This window comes from Polynucleobacter sp. MG-Unter2-18 (assembly GCF_018687675.1).
Classification (GTDB): Bacteria; Pseudomonadota; Gammaproteobacteria; order Burkholderiales; family Burkholderiaceae; genus Polynucleobacter.
Genome location: NZ_CP061302.1, coordinates 1,414,829 through 1,440,462, shown reverse-complemented (window position 1 = coordinate 1,440,462; position 25,634 = coordinate 1,414,829). Strand labels below are relative to the sequence as shown.

Here is a 25,634-nt window from a genome sequence, read left to right as displayed (position 1 = left end):
ACAACTCTCAAAAATATATAAAACCAAAAAATTTCGAGGAATCCATGAATAAGTCGACCATGAAGCCAGGCCCAGTTACTTTAGATGTTGTCGGTCTCGAGTTAAGCACTGAGGATCGTCGTCGCATCTTGCATCCCCTTACCGGTGGCGTGATTTTGTTTGGCAGAAACTTTGCCAATCGCCAGCAGCTCACAAAGCTCACTTCAGAAATTCAAAAACTCCGTTCCGATGTATTGATTTCGATTGATCATGAGGGTGGACGGGTGCAGCGCTGCAGAACGGATGGCTTCACCCATTTGCCTGCCATGCGCAAGCTTGGTGAACTTTGGGGGTTAAAAAATAAATCAACGCACAAACCAAAACATAGCGCTGAATCAGCCGCCATTGCCATGGCAGCAGCAACTGCCTGTGGTTACATCTTAGCTGCTGAGTTAAGGGCTTGCGGTGTAGACTTTAGTTTTACTCCTGTTCTGGATTTGGACTTCGGTCGCAGCGGTGTAATCGGCGATCGTGCATTTAGCCGTGATCCACAAATCACCTTTGCATTGGCTAAGAGTTTGAATGAAGGCTTACGACTTGCGGGTATGGCCAACTGCGGAAAGCATTTTCCAGGGCATGGCTGGGCAGAGGCGGATTCTCATGTGGCCATTCCGGTAGATGAGCGCCCATTGCAGAAAATTCTGAATGACGATGCTAAGCCTTACGAGTGGTTAGATTTGAGTTTGACTGCGGTGATGCCGGCTCATGTGATTTACCCGCAAGTAGATAAAAACCCAGCGGGATTTTCTAAGGTCTGGTTGCATTCTATTTTGCGTCAAGAATTAGGATTTCAAGGTGTGATCTTTAGTGATGACCTTTCTATGGAGGGTGCCAGTGTTGCTGGCTCTGTAGTGAAGGGTGCTGATATGGCGCTGGAGGCAGGATGCGACGCGGTGTTGATTTGTAATCGCCCTGATCTTGCAGATCAATTGCTGAGTCAGCTAAAAGTTTCCAAAACAAAACAAGCTGAATCCGCAACTCGATTAAATCGCTTGATGCCGACTGCCACAGCTCCTGCCTGGGATGAATTACAAGGCGAAGCGCAATACCAACATGCCAAAGGCTTGCTTCAGCAACTGAAGCTCATTACCTAGACAATAAAAAAGCCCGGCGTACCGGGCTTTTCCTTAACGAGCGATCTAATTAGTTAGCGCGGCTACGATATTCACCGGTACGAGTGTCGATCTCGATCTTATCGCCAGTATTGCAGAACAGTGGTACTTGTAATTCATAGCCAGTGGCTAATTTTGCAGTCTTCAAGACCTTGCCTGAACTAGTGTCGCCTTTAACCGCTGGCTCTGTGTAAATGATTTCACGAACCAAAGAGTTTGGCATGGCTACTGAGAGCGCTTTACCTTCGTAGAACACGACTTCGCAAGGCATGCTTTCTTCTAGGTAATGCAATGCATCACCCATGAATTCGGCTTCTACTTCATATTGGTTGTACTCGGTATCCATAAATACATACATTGGATCTGCGAAGTAAGAGTAGGTGCAATCTTTCTTGTCCAAAATCACCACATCAAACTTGTCATCTGCTTTGAATACGCCTTCGTTAGGCGCACCAGTTAACAAGTTCTTGAATTTCATTTTTACAACAGAGGAGTTGCGGCCTGAGCGGCTGTATTCTGCTTTTAAAACGACCATGGCATCTGTGCCAATCATGACTACGTTACCAACGCGGAGTTCTTGTGCTGTTTTCATCTTGCTATTCCTGGGTGCAGAGTTGTTTTTCTGCGGTTTTTATCAAAAACAAGATTGTAACCGCCCGCAGGTATCTTTAGCCCAAGATCAGCCTACAAAGCTCATTAGACGGGCAGCTAGGCCACCATCGGCTTGTTTTTCTAATAAATCTGCTCGCCAGGCCTTGGAATGGGTGTTCCAGTCATCAATGGAGTGATGCCACTTGTTAGGCATTGCCCAAGTCATTGCTGCAGTGACGGCGTGTTTAAGCTCTTGTGATGCCTCTGCAAGATAGAGATCTAAAAATGCAGCCAACTTGGTTTCGTGCGCGCGATCTTCTTGTGGGTAAATATGCCAGATGAAAGGTTTGCCCGCTAATTGCGCTCTGACAAAAGAATCCTCACCTCGAACAATATTGAAGTCGCATTGAGAGAGCGTCCAATCGTATTCATCCTGAGACACAAAAGGAATTGAGATGAGCTGAATCGAGTTGGGTAGGATAAGCGCTTTGGTAGGATGGCCAGAGCTGAACTGCAATTGCTCAAGCTGACCATGCGTCAGGACGATGTCAAAGTTCCCATCTAATGTTGCTAGATCCTCTAACCATTTCAGGAGTGGTACACCTGGGTAGCAAAAAACACTGATGCGTTTTGCATTAGGTCGCAAGAGCTTCCAGCTTGCCCTGAGACTCTCAGGAACTAATTGCTCAGTTAATGATGACTCTTGGGGAATTGGATCTATCAAAATGCCACCGGCATTAGTCTGGAATCCAGGAAAGAAAAAATATTTCGGAATACCATGTGCCTGCGGGGATGCTTTCTGATGAAAGTCCACAATCCAAGGCTCTGCAGTTAAGTACTCTAGATTGATGATGATGGGTTTTTTTGAAGCAATCAGCAGGCCTGCAAGGTAGCGATCGGGAAGCTCGCATCCAAATGCCTCTATCACGATATCGGGGGCTTCAACTGGATGGCGGCTATTGTTATGACTAGCTTCCCAGGGTTGGATGTCGATACGACGCTGGATTTTTGGGTCAACCCCAGAAGCGAGTAAATTAAGGGTTGGCAGATCATCACAGAAAATGCGCACGTCTTGGCCATGAAGACTTGTTAAGCTTCTTGCTAGGCGCCAGCAAACACCGGCATCACCATAGTTATCTACGATTTGACAGAAAATATCCCAACGCATGAGCAATTCGCTTTTTGAAACCCTTCAGCAGGATGTTAAACGGCTACCCGGATTGCCGGGGGTGTATCGCTTCTTTGATGAGGCGGGACATATTCTGTATGTCGGAAAAGCGCGCAACCTCAAAAAGCGGGTATCTAGTTACTTCCAGCGAACTCAGCTTTCACCACGTATAGAGCTGATGGTGGGAAAAATTGCCCGCTACGAAACTACAGTAACACGCTCAGAAACAGAAGCTTTAATTTTAGAGAATAATTTAATTAAGGAGTTAGCCCCTCCATTCAATATTCTCTTCCGAGATGATAAGTCCTATCCCTATGTGATGTTGACGGGACACCAGTTTCCACGTCTAGCCTCTTATCGAGGAAAAACAGATAAGCGCAATCACTACTTTGGACCATTTCCGAATTCATGGGCAGTACGTAATAGCGTGCAGATTTTGCAAAAAGTCTTTCGTCTGAGGACTTGCGAAGACTCAGTGTTCAAAAACCGTAGCCGTCCTTGTTTGCTGCATCAAATTCATCGCTGTAGTGCACCTTGTGTTGGTCGTCTGAGCGCAGATCAATATGGTCAGGACGTAGCTCAAGCAACCCGTTTTTTGGAGGGTGATCATAGTCGCGTGCTTTCTGAGCTTGAAAAAAAGATGCATGCCTACAGCGATGCTATGGAATTTGAAATGGCTGCGGTATTAAGAGATCGTATTGCAGATCTTTCTAGCGTCTTGCAGCAGCAGTCGATGGATACCGTTGCTGATGGTGAGGGTGATGTTGACGTCATAGCTGTAGCTCAAATGGAAGGCGTGGTTTGCGTCAACTTAGCAATGATTCGGGGCGGACGCCATTTAGGTGATCGAGCCTATTTCCCTAAAGGCTTGCGTTCAAGTTCTGGAGAGTTGCCACCCCCCGCAGAAATTTTAGAAGCCTTTATTGCGCAGCATTACCTAGAGGAGAAGTCAGGTGATGGCGAGGCGACCACCAATTTAATTCCACCGGTGTTGATTCTGAATCATCCTTTAAGAAAGTTGGTTGATGATATTGCGGCGCCGGAAGAAAGTGCAGAGGATATTTCCGAGCAATCAGCTCCAGAAGGCTTGCATGACTTACTCAATGCGCAAGCCGGTAAGCGCATTACTTTCCTGCATCAGCCACAAGGCCAAAGACGACATTGGCTGGGTATGGCTGAAGGTAATGCCAAGATTGCAATTGCAAAGCGTTTGGTCGAGACTGGTGGACAACTAGCAAGAGCGCGAGCGCTAGCTGATGTTTTGGCTTTGGAATTGGAAAGTCTCGAGCAGTTGCGTATTGAGTGTTTTGACATTAGTCATACTTCTGGTGAGGCCACACAAGCTTCTTGTGTGGTGTATTCCAAAAATGCGATGCAGTCTAGTGAATATCGTCGTTTTAATATTAATGACATTACACCGGGTGATGACTACGCTGCAATGCGTCAGGTCCTACAGCGCCGTTATGCAAATTTCCAAGAGCTCCCGGTTGAGAAGATGCCACAAGTGATTTTGATTGACGGTGGCAAAGGTCAGGTCGAGATGGCAAGACAAGTTCTTTCTGAATTTGGCATGGATATTGGGTTGATTGTTGGTGTTGCTAAAGGGGAAGGCCGTAAGGTAGGTCTCGAGACGCTTATTTTTGCGGACGGACGTAAATCGCTTGAACTCGGTATTGATAGCGCAGCTTTGTTATTAGTTGCGCAAATCCGAGATGAGGCACATCGCTTTGCCATTACGGGCATGCGTGCTAAACGAGCAAAAGCCAGAACAGTCTCTCAGCTAGAAGAGATTGAGGGGATCGGAGCAAAACGTCGCCAAAAATTACTAGCCCGTTTTGGAGGTTTGCGTGGCGTTTCTAATGCCACTATCGAAGAGCTCTCCAGCGTAGAGGGGATATCTACTGCATTGGCAGAGCTAATTTATAGACAACTCCATTGATTGCCCAGCAAGCTCACATTAGTTTATGCTTGAACAATGCCGTTTAATTTACCTATTGCCCTGACCTGGTTGCGTGTTGCCGCAATTCCGCTTGTCGTTGCAGTGTTCTATTTACCTAATGACTGGCTTACTCCCTTTGAAAAAAATCTCACAGCTACAGTGATTTTTATCTTTGCTGCTGTGACTGATTGGTTAGATGGATTCTTAGCTCGCAAAATGAAACAGGAGTCAGCATTTGGTCAATTCTTAGACCCGGTAGCAGACAAGTTGATTGTTGCTGCTGCATTGTTGGTTCTCCTGAACATGGACCGCGTACAGGTTTGGGTTGCCCTCATCATCATTGGACGTGAAATTACCATCTCCGCATTAAGAGAGTGGATGGCGCTCTTAGGTGCCGGCAAAAGCGTTGCTGTGCATATGGTCGGCAAGCTAAAGACTACGGCTCAACTTGTAGCAATTCCATTTTTATTGTTAAACGACACCATTTTTGGTTGGCTCAATTGCGCGCAAGTTGGCACTTGGTTAATTTGGATTGCATCCTTTTTGACGCTTTGGTCCATGTTTTATTACATGAAAAAGGCTTTGCCTCAGATAGTTGAGAAAGCTAAGTAATATCCACAAACCCATTGCCGATAAGGGTCTAGCGAAAACATCAGCCCTGCTAGTGGACAGCCTTCTCCATGAATAATGCGTTCCCTCAAATTGTTTGCTAAACTGTTGCCCTGTTATGCGGGAATAGCTCAGCTGGTAGAGCGATACCTTGCCAAGGTATAGGTCGGGAGTTCGAACCTCCTTTCCCGCTCCAAGTTCGATGGGAAGCCCTAAAAAAGCTTCCCATTTTTGATTCAAGCATATGGCGCGTTGGCCGAGTGGTTAGGCAGGAGCCTGCAAAGCTTCGTACGGGGGTTCGATTCCCTCACGCGCCTCCAGAATTTGAGTTGACGAATGAATCGTGTAGCCTAAGAAGCTTACAAATGTTGTAAGCTCTTATGCGTTAATCACTTTGGGCTATCATGGTAAACAATGACATTTCAAACTCTAAAACTTAGTGCGCTTTGCTTAGTCTTATCCACTCTGCTGGGTGGATGTGCATCTTCTGGTGATTCTCCAACAGGTACGCCCAGTGAAGTTCAAGAAATTCAGACACAACTCTTAGGTGATATGCCATTGCCTGCGGCATCCAAAATCATCGGTTCAGATTCTTTAATCATTGGTCGTGGTGATAACTGGGTTGGGCGCGTAGTTTTATCTGGTGTGCAAACCCCAACGGATATTTACGCATTCTTCCAAGCTGAATACCCTAAAGCGGGTTGGACTACCGTGAGTGCAGTGAAATCAAAAACCAGTATTTTGGTTTTCACTAAGGGTGACCGCACCTCAACAGTAGAGCTAAATGAAGGTCCATTCACTGGTCCAAAGACAATTATCACTATCACTGCATCACCAAAGAACGCAAACGTAGTTGCGCCAACTAAGAAATAAAAATACTTATATCGCTTAGCAATAGAAAAAGGCCTCTAAACGAGGCCTTTTGCTTAGCGGGGCGGAGCTTATAGTCCGCCAGCCCTGATGAGGCCAACAGCATGACCTTCAACCGCAAAGTTCGGTTGACGTCTATCTACCAAAATATTTTTGAAGTCTGGGTTCTCAGCTTGCAATTCAATTACCATGCCATCCGCAGTTTTCTTTTGGTTCCAACGTTTTACTGTGACTTCATCATCTAAACGCGCAACCACAATATCGCCGTTACGAACCTCGGAAGTTTTTCGTACTGCAAGATAGTCGCCATCCAGAATGCCAGCATCGCGCATGCTCATACCAACTACCTTCAGTAAGTAATCAGCACCTTTGCTAAACAAGCTTGGATCAATTGGCACTTGTTTTTCAATGTGCTCAACAGCCATGATTGGAGAACCTGCGGCAACACGACCAATGAGTGGCAATGTGAGTTGCTGAAGAGCGCCAGAGGGTAATGACATCTGACGATATTTATTAGGATTGTGCGTTTGATTAAATCGTTGTGGAATACGAATGCCGCGAGATGTTCCCGGTGTCAGTTCGATATATCCTTTTTTTGCTAAGGCGCGTAAGTGCTCTTCAGCAGCGTTGGCTGATGCAAAACCGAGTTGCGTTGCAATTTCAGCGCGAGTAGGGGGGGAGCCACTTTCATCGATGGCCTTGGTAATCAATTCCAAAATCTCACTTTGACGTGAGGTGAGTTTGGGGAGGGCAGTCAGCCCCTCTGGAAAATCGACTGTATTTATGTCCATACTGGGATTGTATACAGCACTTTTTGAATATTCAAGCAATTTGAAGGGCGGATAATGGATGAATGAGCTCAACATCTAATATTTCTGCAAATACACCCCATATCCTGATTTTAGGTATGGGCGGCACCATTGCAGGTCTCGCCCCCAACCCTAAAGACAGCCCTCTTCAATATGAAGCCGGTCTAGTCGGGGTTGACGCTCTAGTAGCTCAAATTCATTCGGTGGTCCCTGCGGGGGTCAATCTAGTTTCACGTCAGTTAGCGAATATTAATAGTCGTAATCTGACCGAGGCTCACCTGACTAGTCTAGGACTTGCTGTAAAGGAGGCCCTATCAGATGCTGCTGTAAAGGGAATTGTGATTACCCACGGCACTGATACGATTGAAGAAGTAGGCTTATTTTTGCAGGCAACGTGTGGCAAGTTAGCGCAGACTCAGTCTAAGAGGGTCATTTTGACTGGGGCCATGCTCCCGAGTAATGCGCCTGGAGCCGATGGCCCCTCAAATCTTTTGGACGCCTTGCGATGGGCTTCCACGCCTATTGATAACTTTCCTGGTGGTATTTACGCAGTGATGGACGGGCGTGGATGTATGGCAATGGACTTAGCTAAGCGCCATGCTACGGCTTTGAATGCGCCATTACAAAATGCCCCGTCCAGTTCGGTAGGTTTGGTTAACCCATCTTGGGTATCTGGCGTGAAAGCTGTACAGGCAGCTTGGAATGAAGATTTGCCTATTCCGGAGGAAGCACAGTGGCCTTGGGTTGAGATCCTAACAAGTCATGCGGGTGCTCGTCCTGAAACCATCGCGCAGTGGCTTGGTAGTGCCGTCCAAGGCTTTGTTCTTGCTGGTTCGGGGCACGGTGGCTTTCATGATGGCTGGATCGAGCCTTTGGACCGGGCGATGCTTCAGGGTATTGCATTGGCGAGGACAACGAGAACAGGTGCCGGGGCTACTTTGCGAAACATTCCTGAGTTGGATAAGCCTGGATGCTGTGCCTCAGGGTCTCTGACTGCGCCTAGAGCCAGAATTGCACTTCAATTGGCGTTAAATGCTGCAAAGCAGGCAAATAAAGCCGGTAAACCCCTGACTTGGCAGGATTTTTTTGCTAGAATAGCGGACTTACCTGAAATTAAGTAAGTACTTAAAAGCTGTAAATATGAGTAGTTAGTTTTACCTACAATTTGTTACTACCTTGTCACACTGACGCTAACTTTAAAACCATCGGAAGTTAGCAAGACGCTCAGGTGACTTTATCCTTAAGGAGTGTTAGATGCGTCATTATGAAATCGTTTTTATCGTCCACCCGGACCAAAGCGAGCAAGTGCCTGCGATGATCGATCGCTATAAAGCGACATTAGCTGCTGCTGGCGGCAAAATTCACCGCATGGAAGATTGGGGTCGTCGTCAGATGGCTTACATGATCGACAAACTTGCTAAAGCCCATTACGTTTGTATGAATATTGAGTGCGACCAGAAAACTCTGGACGAGCTCGAGCACGCATTCAAATTTAACGATGCTGTTTTGCGTCACCTCATCATCAAGACAAAGAAAGCTGAAACAGAGCCTTCCATCATGATGAAAGAAGTGCAACGTGAAGAAGCGCGCAAATCAGCTCAATCCGACGCTCCTGTAGCAGCGGTTTAAGTTAGAAATTTGAAGAGGAATACACAGACTAGAAAACGTATCAGAGTGACGGAGCGGCGTTGAATCATTTCACCCTAACTGCATTCTTGGTATCTAAAGACGCAATTCGATTTACACCAGCAGGAATACCGGTGATGCATTGCCAGCTAGAACATAGCGGCGAAGTAAACGAGGTAGGAGTGGCTAGGAAAATTCAGATGAGTGTTGAAGCCATAGCAATTGGTCCGATACAAAAGGGCTTAGAGCAAATGGATTTAGGAGCCAAGGCAGTGTTTGAAGGATTCTTAGCACCCAAGACTCTACGTAATCAAAGACTGGTTTTCCATATCACCCATATTCAATTGAAAAATTAAAGAGGAAATCATCATGGCGTTTGGAAAGAAACCCGATTTCAAAAAGAAACCAGCTCAGAACCCATTGTTCAAGCGTAAGCGTTATTGCCGTTTCACTGTTGCTGGCGTAGAGCAGATCGACTACAAAGATGTAGACACGTTGAAGGACTTCATTGGCGAGAACGCCAAGATCACTCCTGCACGTTTGACAGGCACAAAAGCTAAATATCAGCGTCAGTTAGACACTGCTATCAAGCGTGCTCGTTACTTGGCTTTGTTGCCATTCTCCGATCAACACAAGAAATAATTGGGAGCCCTCAATGCAAATCATTCTTTTAGAAAAAGTAATTAACCTGGGCAACCTCGGTGACATCGTTCGTGTTAAAGACGGTTACGCTCGTAATTTCCTAATCCCACAACGCAAAGCTCGTCGTGCAACTGAAACAGCCATCGCTGACTTTGCAGTACGTCGCGCTGAGTTGGAGAAGTTGGCAGCTGAGAAGTTGGCTGCCGCTGAAGCGGTTGGCGCAAAGCTCAAAGACTTGGTTCTTGAAATCGGTCAAAAAGCGGGTGTTGACGGTCGTTTGTTTGGTTCTGTAACCAATCATGACATCGCTGATGCTTTGAAAGCCAAAGGCTTTGTAATTGAAAAAGCTTCTGTACGTATGCCTACTGGCCCGTTGAAGATGGTTGGTGATCACCCTGTAGCGGTAGCTGTTCATACCGATGTAGTGGCTGACATCACTATCCGTGTAGTTGGTGAGCAAGCGTAAGTTTTAGATCTGTAATCTAGCCTCATGGCTGAATCCCGCTCACGCCCCCTTATGTCAAATCCTGGCATGATGGGTTCTGGGGATCCAGCCTTGCAGGCTTTAAAAGTACCGCCGCATTCTGTAGAAGCCGAGCAATCTTTGCTCGGCGGTCTACTGATTGACAACACAGCCTGGGATCGCCTGGGTGGGGTGTTAACTGATAAAGATTTCTATCGTCCTGAACATGCTCTGATCTATAAGGTCATTCAGCGTTTAGTTGGCGACAATCATCCTGCTGACGTCATTACTGTTCATGAGGCTGTTAAGTCTGAGCAGGGTGGTGACTTAGTTGGTATTGATTACCTCAATTCATTGGCGCAGAGCACACCTAGTGCAGCGAACATCAAAGGCTATGCCGACATTGTTCGTGATCGCAGCATTCTGCGTCGCCTAATTGAAGTATCTGACAACATCGTTAACTCTGCATTTGTTCCGGAGGGTCGTTCTGTTAGAACGCTCTTAGATGAAGCAGAGTCACGCATTCTACAAATTGGTGAAGAGGGTAGTCGTAAAGCCGATTACCTCGAGATCGAACCACTACTGAAAACCGTTGTTGCGCGCATTGATGAGTTATATAACCGTCAAGGTGGTAGCGACATCACTGGTATTGCAACTGGATTTATTGATTTAGATAAGCAAACTAGTGGTCTGCAAAAAGGCGACTTGGTGATAGTTGCTGGTAGACCGTCCATGGGTAAAGCGCAACCACTGGATGCTAAAGTAAAAACAGTTGATGGATGGAAGTTGATGGGCGATTTACGTTTTGGCGATCGCCTAGCCTCTGTGGATGGTCAGCACTCTATGGTGACTGGCATCTATCCGCAAGGCATTAAACAGATTTATAGAGTCACTTTCTCAGATGGTCGTGAAGCTGAGTGCTGCGATGAGCATCTTTGGCGCGTCATGTATCGCGATTGGGATGCGCCCAAAGTCATTAATACTGCGCGTTTAATAGAAATGCTTTCTTGTGTTCGATACAAGAATCGTCTGTGGATAGATCCTGTTTCAGGTGATTTTGGTCATTCAAATATATTACCAATTAACCCATGGGTTTTGGGCGCATTACTCGGTGATGGGACTTTGGCTTTATCTCACGGTTGCGTGATGTTCTCGACTAAGTCTCCCGAGCTTATTGAACGCATGAATGCTCTAGCTGGCTATGAGATGGAGTTAGTTCATGCCAACGCATATGACTGGAGATTGGTTTCTAAAGCTAGAATTGCTGCTAATGGCCAACGTCAGTCCGTGCCAACAAATTATTTCCGCTCTGCTTTACAAGATCTCGGTGTTTTGGGTTGTAGAAGTTTTGATAAATACATCCCCGCTACTTATCTTGAAGCCAACAAGACTGCCCGTCTCGCCCTATTTCAGGGCTTGATGGACACTGATGGTTGGATTGAGAAGTGGGGCTCCATTCGTTTTTGTACTGCAAGCAAGCAATTATCAGAAGACGTTGCCACTTTGGCTAGATCATTGGGCGGCTTTTGTTCAATCGCAGAAAAACAGTCTAGCTACACCTACAAGGGTGAAAAAAAGCAGGGTCGTTTAGCTTATGTTTTGAATATGAGTTTTGGCCCTGGATTTCAAGCATTTACTTTGCCTGAAAAGAAAGAAAGGCTCAGAGCGAGCTGGGATCGACAGCGCAGACTTTCATTTAAGAGCATTGAGCCATCTAGAGTTGCTGCGGCCCAATGCATCTCAGTTAGCCATCCAGATAGAACCTACGTCACCAATGAATACGTGGTGACTCATAACACTGCATTTGCACTCAATATCGCTGAGAATGTCGCGTTGGCCGAAGGCTTGCCAGTCGTTGTTTTCTCAATGGAGATGTCGGGTGAGCAATTGGCTGCCCGTTTACTGGGTTCAGTGGGGCGCGTTGACCAAGGCCGTATGCGTACCGGTAAGCTTCAAGATGATGAGTGGCCACGTGTTACGGATGCCATTGCCCGCTTGAGCAATACCCAAATTTTGATTGATGAGACTGGCGCTCTTTCCAGTTTAGAGTTACGTGCGCGTGCACGACGTATTGCTCGTAACTTTGGCGGAACACTTGGCCTTGTTGTAATTGATTACTTGCAGTTGATGAGTGGCTCTGGTTCTGAGAACCGCGCGACAGAGATTTCAGAAATCTCACGCTCTCTTAAATCACTTGCAAAAGAGTTACAGTGCCCAGTAGTTGCCTTGTCACAGTTAAACCGTGGCCTTGAGCAACGACCTAACAAGCGCCCAATCATGTCTGACTTGCGTGAGTCGGGTGCGATCGAACAAGACGCTGACTTAATTATGTTCATCTATCGTGATGAGGTGTATCACCCAGATACAACCCAAGATAAAGGTATGGCGGAGATCATTATTGGTAAGCAACGTAATGGACCAATTGGTACTGTGCGTTTAAGCTGGCAGGGTCCATATACCAAGTTTGATAACTTGGCGATGGGATCAGTTGGATACTCCTCTGGTGGGTACGAACCGTTCTAATTCAAATAAAAATAATAAGTAGCGATATATAAACAGTAACTCAGAATAAAAAAAGCCTCGCAATGCGAGGCTTTTTAACTTGATGCGACAGGTATTCAGTTTCCGCCTTCACACTTCTTAATAGATGCAGCTTTAGCAGCCCCATAAAGCGGCTTGCCATCCTTACTGACTGCTTTAGCTTCGCAATCATTGGGTTTGGCATCACCCATACATTTCTTAATAGATGCGTCTTTAGCAGCGCCATAGAGCGGCTTACCTTCTTTGCTAACTGCCTTTGCCTCGCAAGCTGCCTGATCTGCAAAAGTAACGGACGGAATTGCAAAACTAAATGCAACACTTAAAACGATAATGATTTTCTTCATATGAGCCACTCCAAAAATGAGTAATCTAAAGAACCAATTGTTCTTCTTATAAATGTAAACAATATTCAGTATTTTGGGAATACAGTGTTAATGCTATCGGCCGAAAGGCTAATAATTAAGGCGTCAATCTTCTAGCCTCAGTAAATCTAGCCGCCCAGTAGGGTGTAGTGATGTATTCCAAGCGTACAGTTCCTCCGGCGCTTGGGGCATGGACAAATCTACCTTGACCTACATAGATGCCTGCATGCGAATACTTTGCACCAGTAGTGTTGAAGAAAACGAGGTCACCAGGTGCAGGTGGGCCACTATCCACACTTTGGCCCCGAATGCTCATCTCCTGAATAGTCCTTGGTAGCTTGATATTTGCAGACTTCTTGTAGACATAAGCAATTAATCCACTGCAATCAAACCCGGCGTTGGGATTATTGCCGCCATAGCGATAAGGTACGCCAACCAAGCCCACTGCAGCGATCGAGATATCTTCGGTACCCACGCTAGTGTCTTGTTTGAACTGACTGACCTTGGCCGCACTATTCTTTGGGCCAAAGCTGCTACACCCTGTCAGCAAGAGAAGTGTGCAAATAAAAATGCCGCACCCTATCAGAGTGCGGCATGAGAAAGTTTGCTTAGAGTGCGTCAGCAGCATGATCCGCAAGACGGGAACGCTCACCGCGAGCCAGGGTCACATGTCCACCATGACGCCAGCCTTTGAAGCGATCCACCACATAAGTTAGGCCTGAAGAGCCTTCGGTTAAGTAAGGTGTGTCGATCTGAGCGATATTACCTAAACAAATAATCTTGGTTCCAGGACCCGCGCGAGTAACCAAGGTTTTCATTTGTTTTGGAGTTAAATTCTGCGCTTCATCAATAATCACAAACTTACTCACAAAAGTTCTGCCACGCATGAAGTTCATGCTCTTCACCTTAATTCGCGAACGAATCAGTTCCTGTGTAGCGGCACGTCCCCATTCACCAGCGCTGCCCTCTTCATTACGTTGTAGCACCTCAAGGTTGTCATCAAACGCACCCATCCAAGGTTGCATCTTCTCCTCTTCGGTGCCTGGCAAAAAGCCAATATCTTCACCTACAGGAACAGTGGCTCGAGTGATGATGATCTCGTTATAACGCTTACTATCTAACACTTGCTCAAGGCCGGCTGCTAATGCCAGCAAAGTTTTACCAGTACCGGCTTGCCCCAGCAATGTGATGAAGTCCACATCCGGGTTCATGAGTAGATTCATGGCAAAGTTCTGCTCGCGATTGCGTGCTGTTACGCTCCATACATTATTTTTCTGATGAGAGAAGTCTCTCAAGGTTTGGAGGAGGGCAGTCTTGCCATTGATCTCTTTAACTTGAGCATAGAACGGGGTGGATCCATCGGGATTTTCTTGATAGACAAACTGATTCACCAACATGCTTGGAACTGAAGGGCCAGTTACACGATAAAACATTGTTCCAGATTTGCCGTCAGCCCAGCTCTCCATATCTTTTCCATGCTTTGGCCAAAAGTCTGTGGGTAGTGCCATAACTCCGGAATACATTAAGTCGCGATCTTCTAAAACCTGATCGTTGAAGTAATCTTCAGCAGGCAAACCAAGCGCGCGCGCCTTAATGCGCATATTGATATCCTTGGATACCAGAACAACTTCTTGGCCTTGACGTGTCTTTTGAAGCTCGCTGACCACTGCCAAGATAAGGTTGTCACCCTTACCTTCGGGCAAACCTTCTGGTAGTGCTTGAGTGGTCAACTTTGTCTGGAAAAAGAGTCGACCAGATACATCTTGATTGCCAAGTTTGTTAAGGGGGATGCCCTCATCTAATGTGCCACTAGTACCAGCTACCAATTGATCTAAGGAGCGACTGACTGAACGGGCATTACGAGCAACCTCAGTCATACCTTTCTTGTGGTTGTCCAACTCCTCAAGAGTAGTCATTGGTAAGAAGAGATCGTGCTCAGAGAAGCGGAATAGAGAGCTTGGATCATGCATTAATACGTTGGTGTCTAGGACAAATAGGCTCGGGGGACCTGTACGAACAATGCGTTTTGGTTTTTCTGGAATATTCACTATCTTGTTATCACTGCGCTTACTACGGACAGCTACTTCACTGTGATCACTTTTAATTTTCTCAAGTGCTATTTCAGCAGCAGAAAGATCTTCCTCTACATCTGTTGCCCAATCTGACGCATGACTATCCATCACAACAGTTTTTGCTGGCGCAGGACGCTTTTTTAAATTTGGAGTGTCCTTGCTACTAATTTTTACTTGGCCAGCAATTTGAGTTGGGATTGGGGGCAATGGCATGTAGACTCTCCTAAAAGAAAAAACCGTCAAGCGGATTGCAATGACGGTTTATAACGAAACTGGGTGTAAAAAGATCTGTAAAACTGCGGGGGTTGTTTGCCGAGCCTGTGCTTAAGTGTTCAGGCTGATGAGTCAAACGGATTGTGAGACTTTCCCGTCGTTTACGGTGCATAAGAACTACTTTACCCCAAATTTTGGGCTTTGCAAGTGCCCCAGATTAAATTAATTTAAAAATTATTTAGTCTCTTGGGCTGCTTGTAATACCTCTGTCACATGTCCGGGAACCTTAAGACCACGCCACTGTTTTACTAGCATGCCCGAAGAGTCAAAGAGGAAGGTGCTGCGCTCGACGCCACGCACTTGTTTGCCATACATATTCTTCATTTTCATAACGCCAAAGAGTTGACATAGGATCTCTTCGGTATCGGCAACGAGTTCGAATGGTAGCTCCAGTTTGCTTCGGAAGTTATCGTGAGACTTGAGGCTGTCCCGAGATACACCAACGATCAAAGTATTGGCTTTAGTGAAGGCCTCAATGTTGTCTCGAAATTCACCGGACTCCGCAGTGCAGCCTGGAGTCATATCTTTTGGATAAAAGTAGACAACCAGTTTTTTGCCTCTGGCTGAGTCTGGTGTGAAGGTCAATCCTGATGTTGCCGGGATTGCACATTGGGGCATTGGTTTGCCAATTTCTACTGTCATGATAGGACTCTCTTATATTTAACTTTATATATTACGTATTCTGAGCTTGTTTATGCCGTTTGCAAAATGAGTTCACCACTTCTATTGGGTATTTCTCCCCAGCTCACTGGCTGCACAGCTATTTTATCCAGTTGCTTGGTAGCTGCCCAAGATTGATGAAGTTCACCCATGGTCACTAGATCATGTCCTTGATTTAGCCAGCCTGCCAGTAGTTGCTCAAAGGCGGGTAGAAGCTTCTGACCTTCAAGCTCTGCATGCAGAGTGAACACCTGATCATTCGGATTACTTTGTGTAATCTCAAGCAGTTTTTTTACGGCTCCAAATTCGTCGGCATCATCTATTCCAATCAACTCATCAAAAGTTGGTAGAGTAGTTGGATACTGCACGTGCTTTGCTTTACCGGAAGGTAATTCAAAACGGTATGGCATCAAGTTAGGTTCAGCTCGGCCATCAGAAGAATATTTGATACCCCATTGATCGAGTTGCTCAAAAGCGGCTTCATTCATTTGCCAGCCAGCAGCGCCATAAGTAACGGGTGGATGACCAAAGATCTCTACAAAGCGATCCCAGCTTTTTTGCATCTGCGCTTTAGTCCATCGAGCATCGCGATTGCGTACGGCATCTTGCCAGGCAACGTGATCCCAAGTGTGGATACCAGTCTCATGACCAGCTGCATCTATGGCACGCATTTCAGTCGCAGCTTGTTTGCCAATATCGGGACCAGGAAGAAGGACGCCGTAGAGCAAAGTCTTAACCCCGTAGTGTTCAACAACAGAAGTACGACTCACTTTCTTTAGAAAGCCTGGCCTAAAGACTCGCTTGAGGGCCCAGCCAGTGTGGTCGGGGCCCAGGCTAAATAGGAAGGTGGCTTTCAGGCCAAAGCGTTCAAGCGTCCGCGCTAGATTAGGGACGCCTTCTTTGGTCCCGCGCAGAGTATCAACATCTACCTTGAGTGCAATCTTAGCCATGAAGCCTTAAATATACTTTTACTTATTCTTTATCAACTAAATGACGTGCATTTTCTACGTCATGGCGGTAGGCTTCAAAAATATTCTTCAGCGCATCGCTCATATTGATCGTCGGCTTCCAACCCAATTCAGTCATCGTATTGTCAATTGCGGGAACGCGATTCTGAACATCCTGATAGCCTTCGCCGTAGTAAGCACCGGAGGTGGTTTCCACTATCTTCACTTCATTTGCCGTCTTCGCGTACTCAGGAATACTTCGAGCGATATCGAGCATCTGATTGGCGAGTTCACGGATAGAGTGATTGTTTTTTGGATTGCCGATGTTGTAGATTTTGCCATCAGCAACACCATCTTTGTTATCGATGATGCGCATTAAGGCGTCGATACCATCATCAACATAAGTAAAGGCACGTTTTTGCGCACCACCATCAACCACGTTGATGGGTTCACCGCGAACGATATGACCTAAGAACTGAGTAACGACACGGGAAGAGCCCTCTTTGGGTGTGTAAATACTATCTAGTCCAGGGCCAATCCAGTTAAATGGGCGAAAGAGAGTGAAACGCAAACCTTCCATACCGTAACCCCAGATTACACGATCCATCAATTGCTTAGAGCACGCATAAATCCAGCGTGGCTTATTGATTGGGCCATAAACCATATTGGATTTAGCGGGATCAAACTCACTGTCTTCGCACATACCATAGACTTCAGATGTGGATGGGAAGACCAAATGCTTTTTGTATTTCACTGCTGAGCGCACGATTGGTAAATTGGCTTCGAAGTCGAGCTCAAATACTTTCAATGGTTGCTGTACATAAGTTGCAGGTGTTGCAATGGCTACTAAGGGCAGGATGACGTCGCATTTACGGATGTGATATTCAACCCATTCTTTATTGATGGTGATATCACCTTCAAAAAAGTGCATGCGAGGATGGCTTACTAAATCACCAAGACGATCGTTTTGCATATCCATGCCGTAGACATGCCAATCGGTTGTCTCCAGGATGCGCTTTGAAAGGTGATGGCCAATAAAGCCATTTACGCCAAGAATGAGTACTTTTTTCATCTTTACTGCCTCGTTTTTAATCTAAAGAGTGCTGCTTGTAATTTATTAGCTATTTGCTGGAAACCAGTCCAATATCGAAACTGCCTTTTGGTCCCCACAAATGCCGAATACCTGATTATCAACCACTTGGATACCGGGAACCTGAAGATCTAGCTGCTTCGGAAATGGACCTTCTAGGCTGGTGCGAGCCACGATCCTGCGTTGACCTTGCCAGTCTGTAAAAGCACCGGGATAAGGGGGTGCAACGGCTCTCACGAGGTTATGAACTTGTTGGGCCGTTTGATGCCACAGAATTTGCCCATCTGCAGGCTTGCGACCCCCAAAATAGCTTCCTTGAGCTAGGTTATTGGGTTTTCTGGGGATGTGACCTTGAATAAGTTCCGGTAGGACCAGGTTAATCACCGTGACAGCTGCCTGGCTGACCTTGCCAAAGACGTCGGTAGCAGTCTCGTTGGGCCCAATCGAGACTGTTGACTGTCCCACAATGTCACCCGCATCCGGTTTGACTTCCATCATGTGCAATGTGGCACCAGTTTCTGTTGCACCCTGCAAAATGGCCCAATTAACGGGTGCCCGTCCACGGAACTTTGGTAGCAGTGAGCCGTGCATATTTAAGGCCCCAATCCTGGCGCAGGCCAAGAGTTCTGCTGGAATCATGTGGCGATAGTAGAAGGAGAAAAGATAATCAGGTGCTAGCTTTTGAAGCTGCGGTACGAGATCCATCAACTGATTGGCGTCTGGTGTGATGTAAGGAATCTTTTGATCTTCACACAGTTTTGCAACGCTCCCAAACCAGACATTCTCATTGGGATCGTCTTGATGGGTAACTACTAAATCAATCTGAATACCGGCATCTAGCAATGCCTTGAGGCAGTTAACGCCAACATCATGATAAGCAAAGACGACTGCGTGCAATTATTTTTTCTCTAAAACAGTTTGCACAACATAGCGTGGACGCTCGCGAACTTGTTGGTAAATGCGGCCAATATACTCACCGAGTAAACCAAGACCAAAGAGCATCACGCCAATTAGGAAGAAGGTAAGAGCAAAGAGGGTGAACACCCCTTCAACCTCGGCACCGAGTACAAAGCGGCGAATAAGGAGGTAAATAAACAGACTGCCCGCAGCCATTGCCAGCAACATGCCCAGAATCGAGAAAATCTGCAAAGGCATTACGGAAAAGCCGGTCACTAAATCAAAGTTCAGGCGAATGAGTTGATAGAGGCTGTATTTGGACTCACCGGCAAAACGCTCTTCATGTTTGACGGTAATTTCAGTTGGATTGGATGCAAAGGTATAAGCCAGTGCCGGAATAAAAGTATTACTCTCATCGCACTGACGAACGAGATCAACAATACGACGGCTATAGCCACGTAGCATGCAGCCTTGGTCAGTCATTGTGATGCGAGTGATTTTCTCGCGTAAATGATTCATTGCGCGTGAAGCAAATTTTCTGAAGAAGCTATCGCGACGATCGGCACGAATAGTGCCAACATAGTCATGACCTTGAAGTAATTCATTTACTAGGGCATCGATTTCTTCAGGAGGGTTCTGCAAGTCAGCATCAAGGGTGATGATGTATTCGCCGCGGGAGTATTCAAAGCCAGCCATGATCGCCATATGCTGACCAAAGTTACTATGAAATAACACCGCACGCGTAACGTCAGGACGTAATTCAACTTGCTTAGCTAGAATGCCAGCCGAACGATCTTTGCTGCCATCATTCACAAACATGACTTCATAAGCAATGTTGCGCTTACTGGCCATGACATCGAGCGCAGGATATAGACGATCAAACAGGGCTTGAAGGCCATCTTCCTCGTTATAAACGGGGATAACAACGCTGAGTATGGGATTGCAGGCTTGGGTAGCTAAATTTGCAGTCATTGTGCAATTTTGCCTGATTCCGCTCTCGGCCCTAGTTTTTACGATGTTTCTTCAGGATTCCAGTCAAACCCTTGGCTATACGGCCAATATCTTCATCAGCCATGCCTGGAAAAAGGGGGAGGGTCAAAATAGAGCGACCAATACGCTTTGCTACTGGAGTAGCCTCGGTTTGATAGCCTAGCTTTTGGTAAAGCGTAAATCCAGTAATTAAAGGGTAGTGAACACCAGTACCAATGCCCAGATCCTTGAGTTCAGACATCACCTGCGCGCGATCCACATTCAATTGCTCCAGCGGGAGTAGAACTTGAAACATATGCCAGTTACTGTCGGTGAAGTTTTCCACAGGCAGTTCTAGATGAAGGGCGTCTAAGCCAGCAGACGTTATTTCACTTCGAATCGCATCAAAGTACATTCTGGCCAAGGCAGTTCTGCGCACTTGAAATGCTGGCAACTGCTTTAGTTGATGAAGACCGATTACTGCATTCACATCAGTCAAATTATCTTTGCCACCAAGTACATCAACATCCATGCCATCCATACCTTGGCGTGTAAGACCTTGAAGACGAAACTTCTCTGCAAGTCTTGCTTCATCAGCATTGTTCAGAATAAGACAACCGCCTTCAACAGTGGATAAGTTTTTATTTGCCTGAAAACTAAAGCTCACGAGATCACCAATGCCGCCAATCTTTTGACCTCTCCACTGCGACCCAAACGCTTGCGCCGCATCTTCAATTACACGCAACTTGTATTGCTTGGCCAAGTCATAAAGTTGATCCATATTGACTGGTAATCCAGCCAAATAGACGGGCATGATGGCGCGTGTCTTTGGTGTAATGGCTGCAGCTATTTGGTTTAAATCAATGTTGCGTGTAACGGGGTCAATATCTACAAATACAGGTGTTGCACCCACACTCAGAATCACATTCGAAGTGGCCACCCAAGAAACGGGAGTAGTGATGACTTCATCCCCAGACCCAATGCCAGCAACTTGGAGAGCGATTTTCATGGTGGCTGTGCCGTTGGCAAAGCAACGTACAGGGCGACCACCGAAATAGTCACTTAAGGTGGACTCGAATTCAGCTAGCTTCGGACCTGATGTAACCCAACCGGAACGCAAAACCTCGGTAACCGCATCAATTGTTTCTTGATTAAAGTGTGGGCGCGTAAAAGGAATAAAGGGAAGAGTGTTTTCAGTAGTTGACATGGCGAACCTTAAAAACTTATTTTGTGGAGTTGCTTTGTGAATCCGGGTGTTTAACAATAACGCGCCGAGAATCTCTGCCCACCTCTTGCATTGGTACATTCAGTTTCTGCAGCTCAATATACTGTTCCGGAACCATCAAGGCATAAGCGGTTTGATCTTCTTTCCAGCGTTCGATAAAAGCAGCAAAGGTAGAGATCCACAACTCAGGCTCTTGCTTCACGCCAAACTCAAGCTCATCTGGGGACTCCACCATGATCATGGTTCTACCAAGATAAAACGGTACTGTGTGATCTAGAATTCTGATGGAATAAAAATTCACTTTCTCTGGAATACTTGATTTGACTCTCTCAACTAAATCAATGCCTGATACGGCGCGACCCAGAGTTTCATGACCCGTTCCGGCGATGATCGCGCAGAGAAAAAATCCGCAAGCAAAACTGGTAATGCTGCCCAAACCATTGCGCTTACTTTGCATGACTGTAAGGAGGCTAAATACAATTAAGGTAATCAACGCAGCAACTATCCAGTAAATGTATTGTGCATAGGACTCAATTTCATCCGGCCTTGCTTGTTTACCAACTTCGCCTAAAAAGAAAAATCCAATGCCACCTAAGATTGCAAAGAAGAGTGCTTGTAATCTCCAAGATAATCCCAGTGCATTACCAGGGCCCAGATTACGATCTAGGCTATGACCAACAAGCATTGCCAGCGCTGGAAAGACTGGGATGATGTAGCCGGGCAATTTTGATTGAGAGACACTAAAGAATCCCATGATCACGGCAAACCAGCAGGTGAGCAACCAGCCGCTGGAAAATTCTCGATTACGCTCCCGCCAAGCCTGAACAAGGGCTTGAGGAGTTTTCGCAATCCATGGCAGAAAGCCGAGTAGCAGTAGTGGAATGAAGTAATAAATCGGACCCGTCCTACTATGGGCTTTTTGTGTAAAACGTTGCAGGTGTTCATGAATAAAAAAGAACTCCAGAAACTCTGGATTGCGTTGGGCTACCAGAACAAACCAAGGTGCGGTAATCGCTAAAAATAAAATCGTGCCTTTAATGATGTGAAGTCGCTTCCAGATCTTCCAGTCCCAAGCGGTAATCGAATAAACAATAAACACCATGCCAGGGATGGCGATCCCAATAACACCTTTGGATAGGGTTGCTAATGCCATGAAGGCCCAGCACGCTAGCATCCAGTTTCTGGTGTCGCTCGAGTTCCGAGAGGTTTGCGCTAACAAAAGACTGCAAAGCGCAGCAACTAAAAATGCTGACAATCCCATATCAAGTGAATTGATATGCCCACCAATCACCCACATTGGGCTTGAGGCTAAGGCGATTGCAGCTAACCAGCCTGCTCGTGCGCTGTAGATGCGAGCGCCAGTAAATCCAATAAACACAATTGTCAGAAATCCAGTGAGCGCAGTCCATAAGCGCGCTTGCCAATCACCAATACCAAAAAGATTAAAGGCTGTAGCGGTAGCCCAAATTTGTAAAGGGGGTTTTTCAAAATACTTGTAACCGTTATAGCGAGGAGTAACCCAATCTCCAGTGACAAGCATCTCACGAGCAATCTCGGCATAACGCCCTTCATCCGACGGAATGAGGTGACGGTAATTTAAGGTGCCAAACCACAGTAAGGCATAGATCAAAACCAGAATCAAAATAGTTACTGGGTTGAGGGTGCTTGACTGCCGAATTTGGCCAAACTGCATTAGACGGCTTCCACAATAAGGGCGAGGAGGACTTGACGGCCTTCGCCGACAAGAATGTTGTAGGTGCGACAAGCAGCCTGAGAATCCATGACCTCAAAGCCCAGCTTAGCCTCAATGAGCGTTTTTAAAAGCTCAGGCCTTGGGAAGCGTTGGCGTTTACCGGTGCCAATAATGATTAATTCAGGCTTCAGGGAAGCCATTTGAGCAAAATCTGCTGAACTAAGCTCTTCAAAGGACTTTACGGCCCATTCCAAGATTTCACCGTCAGAACTCAGTAAAACGGCATGACTGTAGGGGATCTTATTGATCTCGATGTAGCCATCACCGTAACCGGTGATCGTATTGGCTCCGGAGTGGGGGTCAGATTGAAGCTTCACATGGACTCTCTGTCATAATTGTGTTGATTATAGCCAGCTGTTTTTTCCTAGATTTCAAGAACTTACCCTTTAATTTATTGTGAAACCGATCCTAAAGTCCGCAAAACTCAATCACGTCTGTTATGACATTCGTGGGCCCGTGCTAGAACTCGCGCAGCGCATGGAGGAAGAGGGTCACAAAATCATCAAACTGAACATCGGTAATGTGGGTGTTTTTGGTTTTGACCCTCCAGAAGAGATTCAGTTGGACATGATCCGTAATTTGGGTAATGCCTCAGCGTACTCTGATTCCAAGGGAATTTTCGCGGCTCGTAAAGCGATCATGCAATATTGCCAGGAAAAAGGCATTCAAGGCGTTACTTTGGATGACATCTATACCGGTAATGGGGTTTCTGAATTAATCGTTCTCGCAATGAATGCATTGCTCAACAACGGTGATGAGGTATTGGTGCCAGCCCCAGATTACCCTTTATGGACGGCTGCGGTGAGTCTATCTGGCGGCACCCCAGTGCATTACTTGTGTGATGAGTCCAAAGAGTGGGCTCCTGACTTAGCAGATTTGCGCAAAAAAATTACACCGCGTACCAAGGCAATTGTGGTGATTAACCCCAACAATCCAACTGGTGCAATCTATTCAAAAGAAGTATTGACTGAGCTATGCTCAATCGCACGTGAACATGGTTTGATTCTGTTTGCTGACGAGATCTACGACAAGATGCTGTACGACAAAGAGAAACATGTCTCTTTAGCATCCTTATCCACGGATGTAGTTACGATCACTTTTAATGGTTTATCCAAAAACTATCGCTCTTGCGGCTACCGCGCTGGCTGGATGGTAGTTTCTGGAGATAAAGAGATGATCCGAGATTACATCGAGGGTCTCAATATGTTGTCCTCAATGCGCCTATGCGCTAACGTGCCGGGGCAGTACGCTATTCAGACAGCTTTGGGCGGCTATCAAAGCATTAATGACTTAGTTGCTGAAGGCGGTCGCTTGGCTAAACAGCGCGATCTCGCATGGAAGCTCATCACCGAAATTCCGGGTGTGACTTGCGTGAAACCAAAGTCTGCTTTGTATTTATTTCCAAAACTTGATTCTGAGATGTATCCAATTGAAGATGACCAGCAATTTGTAGCTGATTTTCTTAAGGAAGAAAAAGTATTACTGGTACAAGGCTCGGGTTTTAATTGGGTTAAGTCAGACCACTTCCGCGTAGTGTTCTTACCTCATGAGGATGTGCTGAAAGAGGCTATTGGCCGTCTGGCACGTTTCCTAGAGCGTTATCGTCAAAAACATAGTCGCAAGGTAACTAATTCGACTAATTCAACAGCAACAAAGGCATCATGAAACCGATTCAAGTAGGTCTATTAGGTATTGGCACTGTAGGTGGTGGTGTATTTACTGTTCTCGAACGCAACCAGGATGAAATTACCCGTCGTGCTGGTCGTGGCATTCGTATCAACACCGTTGCCGACCTCAATGTAGAGCGCGCTAAAGAGTTGGTAAAAGATCGTGCTCAAGTGGTGAGCGATGCGCGTGCTGTGATTAACAATCCTGAAATCGATATCGTTGTTGAGTTGATTGGTGGTTATGGCATTGCTAAAGATTTAGTGCTTGAGGCCATTGCTGCTGGTAAGCATGTGGTCACGGCGAATAAGGCTTTGATCGCAGTTCATGGTAACGAGATTTTTAAAGCCGCCCACGAAAAGGGCGTGATGGTTGCGTTTGAAGCGGCTGTTGCTGGTGGTATTCCAATCATCAAAGCACTTCGTGAAGGTTTAACTGCGAATCGTATTGAGTGGATCGCCGGCATCATCAACGGTACAACCAATTTCATTCTTTCTGAGATGCGCGATAAAGGCTTAGACTTTGCGACCGTCTTGAAAGAGGCTCAGCGTTTGGGCTATGCAGAGGCAGATCCTACATTTGATATCGAGGGTGTAGATGCCGCTCATAAGGCCACCATCATGAGTGCAATTGCATTTGGCATTCCAATGCAATTTGAGAAAGCGCACGTTGAGGGTATTACCAAGTTAGATGCCATCGATATTAAGTACGCTGAGCAGTTAGGTTATCGCATCAAGTTACTTGGTATTGCGAAGAAGACAGCTACTGGTGTTGAGTTGCGCGTACACCCAACATTGATTCCAACTAAGCGTCTGATTGCAAACGTTGAAGGCGCTATGAATGCCGTTCAGGTATTTGGTGATGCTGTTGGCACAACGCTTTACTACGGTAAGGGTGCGGGCTCAGAGCCGACCGCTTCTGCTGTGATTGCCGACTTAGTGGATATCACTCGTTTGTTAGGCGCAAGTCCTGGGAGCCGTGTTCCTTATCTGGCCTTCCAGCCTGATGCAGTGCGTGATATCACCGTATTGCCCATGGGCGAAATTACTACTAGCTACTACTTGCGCTTGCGCGTAGCCGATCAAGCCGGTGTATTAGCTGACATTACCAAGATCTTGGCGGCTCATAGCATCTCCATTGATGCCCTCTTGCAAAAAGAGGCCGACGAAGGTGAAAGTCAAACCGACTTAGTTGCTCTCACCCATGAGACTAAAGAAAAGCACATGCTCGCAGCAATTCAGGAAATTCAGAATCTGAAAACTGTTGCTGGTGAAGTAGTGAAGATCCGTTTAGAAAATCTGTCCTAATACAA

The 25,634-nt window shown here is 46.3% G+C and carries 26 protein-coding genes and 2 tRNA genes; 14 read left to right on the top strand and 14 right to left on the bottom strand.

The features are described 5' to 3' along the window. The first annotated feature begins 44 nt into the window (after window positions 1-44). The gene (gene nagZ / locus C2759_RS07540; RefSeq protein ID WP_215354299.1) at window positions 45-1,133 is read left to right on the top strand and encodes a beta-N-acetylhexosaminidase; all 1,089 of its coding nucleotides are present in this window, start codon (window positions 45-47) and stop codon (window positions 1,131-1,133) included. 49 nt (window positions 1,134-1,182) lie between these two features. On the opposite strand, the gene efp is transcribed toward nagZ, so the two are convergent. Together efp and earP are read right to left on the bottom strand one after the other, a co-directional pair. Further along, on the bottom strand, window positions 1,183-1,743 hold the full coding sequence (efp, locus tag C2759_RS07535) for an elongation factor P (RefSeq protein ID WP_046330550.1): 561 nt from the start codon (window positions 1,741-1,743) through the stop codon (window positions 1,183-1,185). 87 nt (window positions 1,744-1,830) lie between these two features. Beyond that, entirely contained in the window at window positions 1,831-2,910 is a 1,080-nt protein-coding gene (gene earP, locus C2759_RS07530; protein WP_215354297.1) for an elongation factor P maturation arginine rhamnosyltransferase EarP, read from the bottom strand. Here earP and uvrC point away from each other — a divergent pair. The 5 genes from uvrC (at window position 2,909) to C2759_RS07505 (ending at window position 6,331) form a co-directional block, all read left to right on the top strand. After that, the gene (gene uvrC / locus C2759_RS07525; RefSeq protein WP_215354295.1) at window positions 2,909-4,849 is read left to right on the top strand and encodes an excinuclease ABC subunit UvrC; all 1,941 of its coding nucleotides are present in this window, start codon (window positions 2,909-2,911) and stop codon (window positions 4,847-4,849) included. The genes earP and uvrC overlap by 2 nt on opposite strands. Window positions 4,850-4,885: 36 nt before the next feature. Then, window positions 4,886-5,461 carry a CDP-diacylglycerol--glycerol-3-phosphate 3-phosphatidyltransferase gene (gene pgsA / locus C2759_RS07520; protein ID WP_215354290.1) on the top strand — a complete coding sequence of 192 codons (576 nt, stop codon included), beginning with the start codon at window positions 4,886-4,888 and terminating at the stop codon, window positions 5,459-5,461. A gap of 117 nt (window positions 5,462-5,578) precedes the next feature. Further along, a tRNA-Gly gene (locus C2759_RS07515) sits at window positions 5,579-5,654 on the top strand. Window positions 5,655-5,704: 50 nt separating this feature from the next. After that, window positions 5,705-5,778: transfer RNA gene (locus tag C2759_RS07510), tRNA-Cys, on the top strand. A gap of 94 nt (window positions 5,779-5,872) precedes the next feature. Beyond that, window positions 5,873-6,331: a hypothetical protein gene (locus C2759_RS07505; protein WP_215354289.1), complete on the top strand. Its 459-nt coding sequence runs from the start codon at window positions 5,873-5,875 to the stop codon at window positions 6,329-6,331. 68 nt (window positions 6,332-6,399) lie between these two features. Here the strand turns inward: C2759_RS07505 and lexA are convergent, their stop codons facing one another. Continuing rightward, window positions 6,400-7,119, bottom strand: a complete 720-nt coding sequence (gene lexA / locus C2759_RS07500) for a transcriptional repressor LexA (RefSeq protein ID WP_215354288.1) — start codon at window positions 7,117-7,119, stop codon at window positions 6,400-6,402. A 62-nt stretch (window positions 7,120-7,181) separates the two neighbouring features. Here lexA and C2759_RS07495 point away from each other — a divergent pair, with 62 nt between their 5' ends. The 6 genes from C2759_RS07495 (at window position 7,182) to dnaB (ending at window position 12,391) form a co-directional block, all read left to right on the top strand. Then, a complete protein-coding gene (locus C2759_RS07495; RefSeq protein ID WP_215354286.1) occupies window positions 7,182-8,258 on the top strand; it encodes an asparaginase in 1,077 nt (358 codons plus the stop codon). A gap of 133 nt (window positions 8,259-8,391) precedes the next feature. After that, complete coding sequence (gene rpsF / locus C2759_RS07490) at window positions 8,392-8,766, top strand: 30S ribosomal protein S6 (protein WP_046330543.1); 375 nt, start codon at window positions 8,392-8,394, stop codon at window positions 8,764-8,766. A 59-nt stretch (window positions 8,767-8,825) separates the two neighbouring features. After that, window positions 8,826-9,119: a primosomal replication protein N gene (priB, locus tag C2759_RS07485; protein ID WP_215354284.1), complete on the top strand. Its 294-nt coding sequence runs from the start codon at window positions 8,826-8,828 to the stop codon at window positions 9,117-9,119. A 13-nt stretch (window positions 9,120-9,132) separates the two neighbouring features. Then, window positions 9,133-9,405, top strand: a complete 273-nt coding sequence (rpsR, locus tag C2759_RS07480) for a 30S ribosomal protein S18 (protein ID WP_011902267.1) — start codon at window positions 9,133-9,135, stop codon at window positions 9,403-9,405. 13 nt (window positions 9,406-9,418) lie between these two features. Continuing rightward, window positions 9,419-9,871, top strand: a complete 453-nt coding sequence (gene rplI, locus C2759_RS07475; RefSeq protein ID WP_015421571.1) for a 50S ribosomal protein L9 — start codon at window positions 9,419-9,421, stop codon at window positions 9,869-9,871. Window positions 9,872-9,895: 24 nt separating this feature from the next. After that, window positions 9,896-12,391, top strand: a complete 2,496-nt coding sequence (gene dnaB, locus C2759_RS07470) for a replicative DNA helicase (RefSeq protein WP_251366943.1) — start codon at window positions 9,896-9,898, stop codon at window positions 12,389-12,391. Between the two features lie 95 nt (window positions 12,392-12,486). On the opposite strand, the gene C2759_RS07465 is transcribed toward dnaB, so the two are convergent. From C2759_RS07465 to C2759_RS07415, 11 genes are all read right to left on the bottom strand, one after another. Then, the gene (locus tag C2759_RS07465; protein WP_215354283.1) at window positions 12,487-12,753 is read right to left on the bottom strand and encodes a hypothetical protein; all 267 of its coding nucleotides are present in this window, start codon (window positions 12,751-12,753) and stop codon (window positions 12,487-12,489) included. Between the two features lie 115 nt (window positions 12,754-12,868). Further along, window positions 12,869-13,399, bottom strand: coding sequence for a C40 family peptidase (locus C2759_RS07460; RefSeq protein WP_215354281.1), 531 nt, complete (start codon window positions 13,397-13,399; stop codon window positions 12,869-12,871). Beyond that, window positions 13,380-15,056: a PhoH family protein gene (locus tag C2759_RS07455; protein ID WP_215354279.1), complete on the bottom strand. Its 1,677-nt coding sequence runs from the start codon at window positions 15,054-15,056 to the stop codon at window positions 13,380-13,382. Before C2759_RS07455 ends, C2759_RS07460 begins: the two co-directional genes overlap by 20 nt. A 234-nt stretch (window positions 15,057-15,290) precedes the next feature. After that, entirely contained in the window at window positions 15,291-15,758 is a 468-nt protein-coding gene (locus tag C2759_RS07450) for a peroxiredoxin (protein WP_215354278.1), read from the bottom strand. Window positions 15,759-15,808: 50 nt separating this feature from the next. Further along, complete coding sequence (locus C2759_RS07445; RefSeq protein ID WP_215354277.1) at window positions 15,809-16,726, bottom strand: polysaccharide deacetylase family protein; 918 nt, start codon at window positions 16,724-16,726, stop codon at window positions 15,809-15,811. Window positions 16,727-16,748: 22 nt separating this feature from the next. After that, window positions 16,749-17,795, bottom strand: coding sequence for a bifunctional UDP-4-keto-pentose/UDP-xylose synthase (locus tag C2759_RS07440; RefSeq protein ID WP_215354276.1), 1,047 nt, complete (start codon window positions 17,793-17,795; stop codon window positions 16,749-16,751). Between the two features lie 45 nt (window positions 17,796-17,840). Beyond that, window positions 17,841-18,710: a formyltransferase gene (locus C2759_RS07435; protein WP_215354275.1), complete on the bottom strand. Its 870-nt coding sequence runs from the start codon at window positions 18,708-18,710 to the stop codon at window positions 17,841-17,843. Next, window positions 18,711-19,682 carry a glycosyltransferase gene (locus tag C2759_RS07430; protein ID WP_215354274.1) on the bottom strand — a complete coding sequence of 324 codons (972 nt, stop codon included), beginning with the start codon at window positions 19,680-19,682 and terminating at the stop codon, window positions 18,711-18,713. It lies immediately after the preceding gene. A gap of 31 nt (window positions 19,683-19,713) precedes the next feature. Continuing rightward, window positions 19,714-20,886: a DegT/DnrJ/EryC1/StrS aminotransferase family protein gene (locus tag C2759_RS07425; protein WP_215354273.1), complete on the bottom strand. Its 1,173-nt coding sequence runs from the start codon at window positions 20,884-20,886 to the stop codon at window positions 19,714-19,716. A 16-nt stretch (window positions 20,887-20,902) separates the two neighbouring features. Continuing rightward, window positions 20,903-22,597, bottom strand: a complete 1,695-nt coding sequence (locus C2759_RS07420; RefSeq protein ID WP_215354272.1) for a glycosyltransferase family 39 protein — start codon at window positions 22,595-22,597, stop codon at window positions 20,903-20,905. Further along, window positions 22,597-22,974: an Mth938-like domain-containing protein gene (locus tag C2759_RS07415; protein ID WP_215304730.1), complete on the bottom strand. Its 378-nt coding sequence runs from the start codon at window positions 22,972-22,974 to the stop codon at window positions 22,597-22,599. Before C2759_RS07415 ends, C2759_RS07420 begins: the two co-directional genes overlap by 1 nt. A gap of 79 nt (window positions 22,975-23,053) precedes the next feature. Here C2759_RS07415 and C2759_RS07410 point away from each other — a divergent pair, with 79 nt between their 5' ends. Both C2759_RS07410 and C2759_RS07405 read left to right on the top strand, forming a co-directional pair. After that, window positions 23,054-24,322 carry a pyridoxal phosphate-dependent aminotransferase gene (locus C2759_RS07410; protein WP_215354271.1) on the top strand — a complete coding sequence of 423 codons (1,269 nt, stop codon included), beginning with the start codon at window positions 23,054-23,056 and terminating at the stop codon, window positions 24,320-24,322. Beyond that, window positions 24,319-25,629: a homoserine dehydrogenase gene (locus tag C2759_RS07405; protein WP_215354270.1), complete on the top strand. Its 1,311-nt coding sequence runs from the start codon at window positions 24,319-24,321 to the stop codon at window positions 25,627-25,629. Before C2759_RS07410 ends, C2759_RS07405 begins: the two co-directional genes overlap by 4 nt. Window positions 25,630-25,634: the final 5 nt, after the last annotated feature.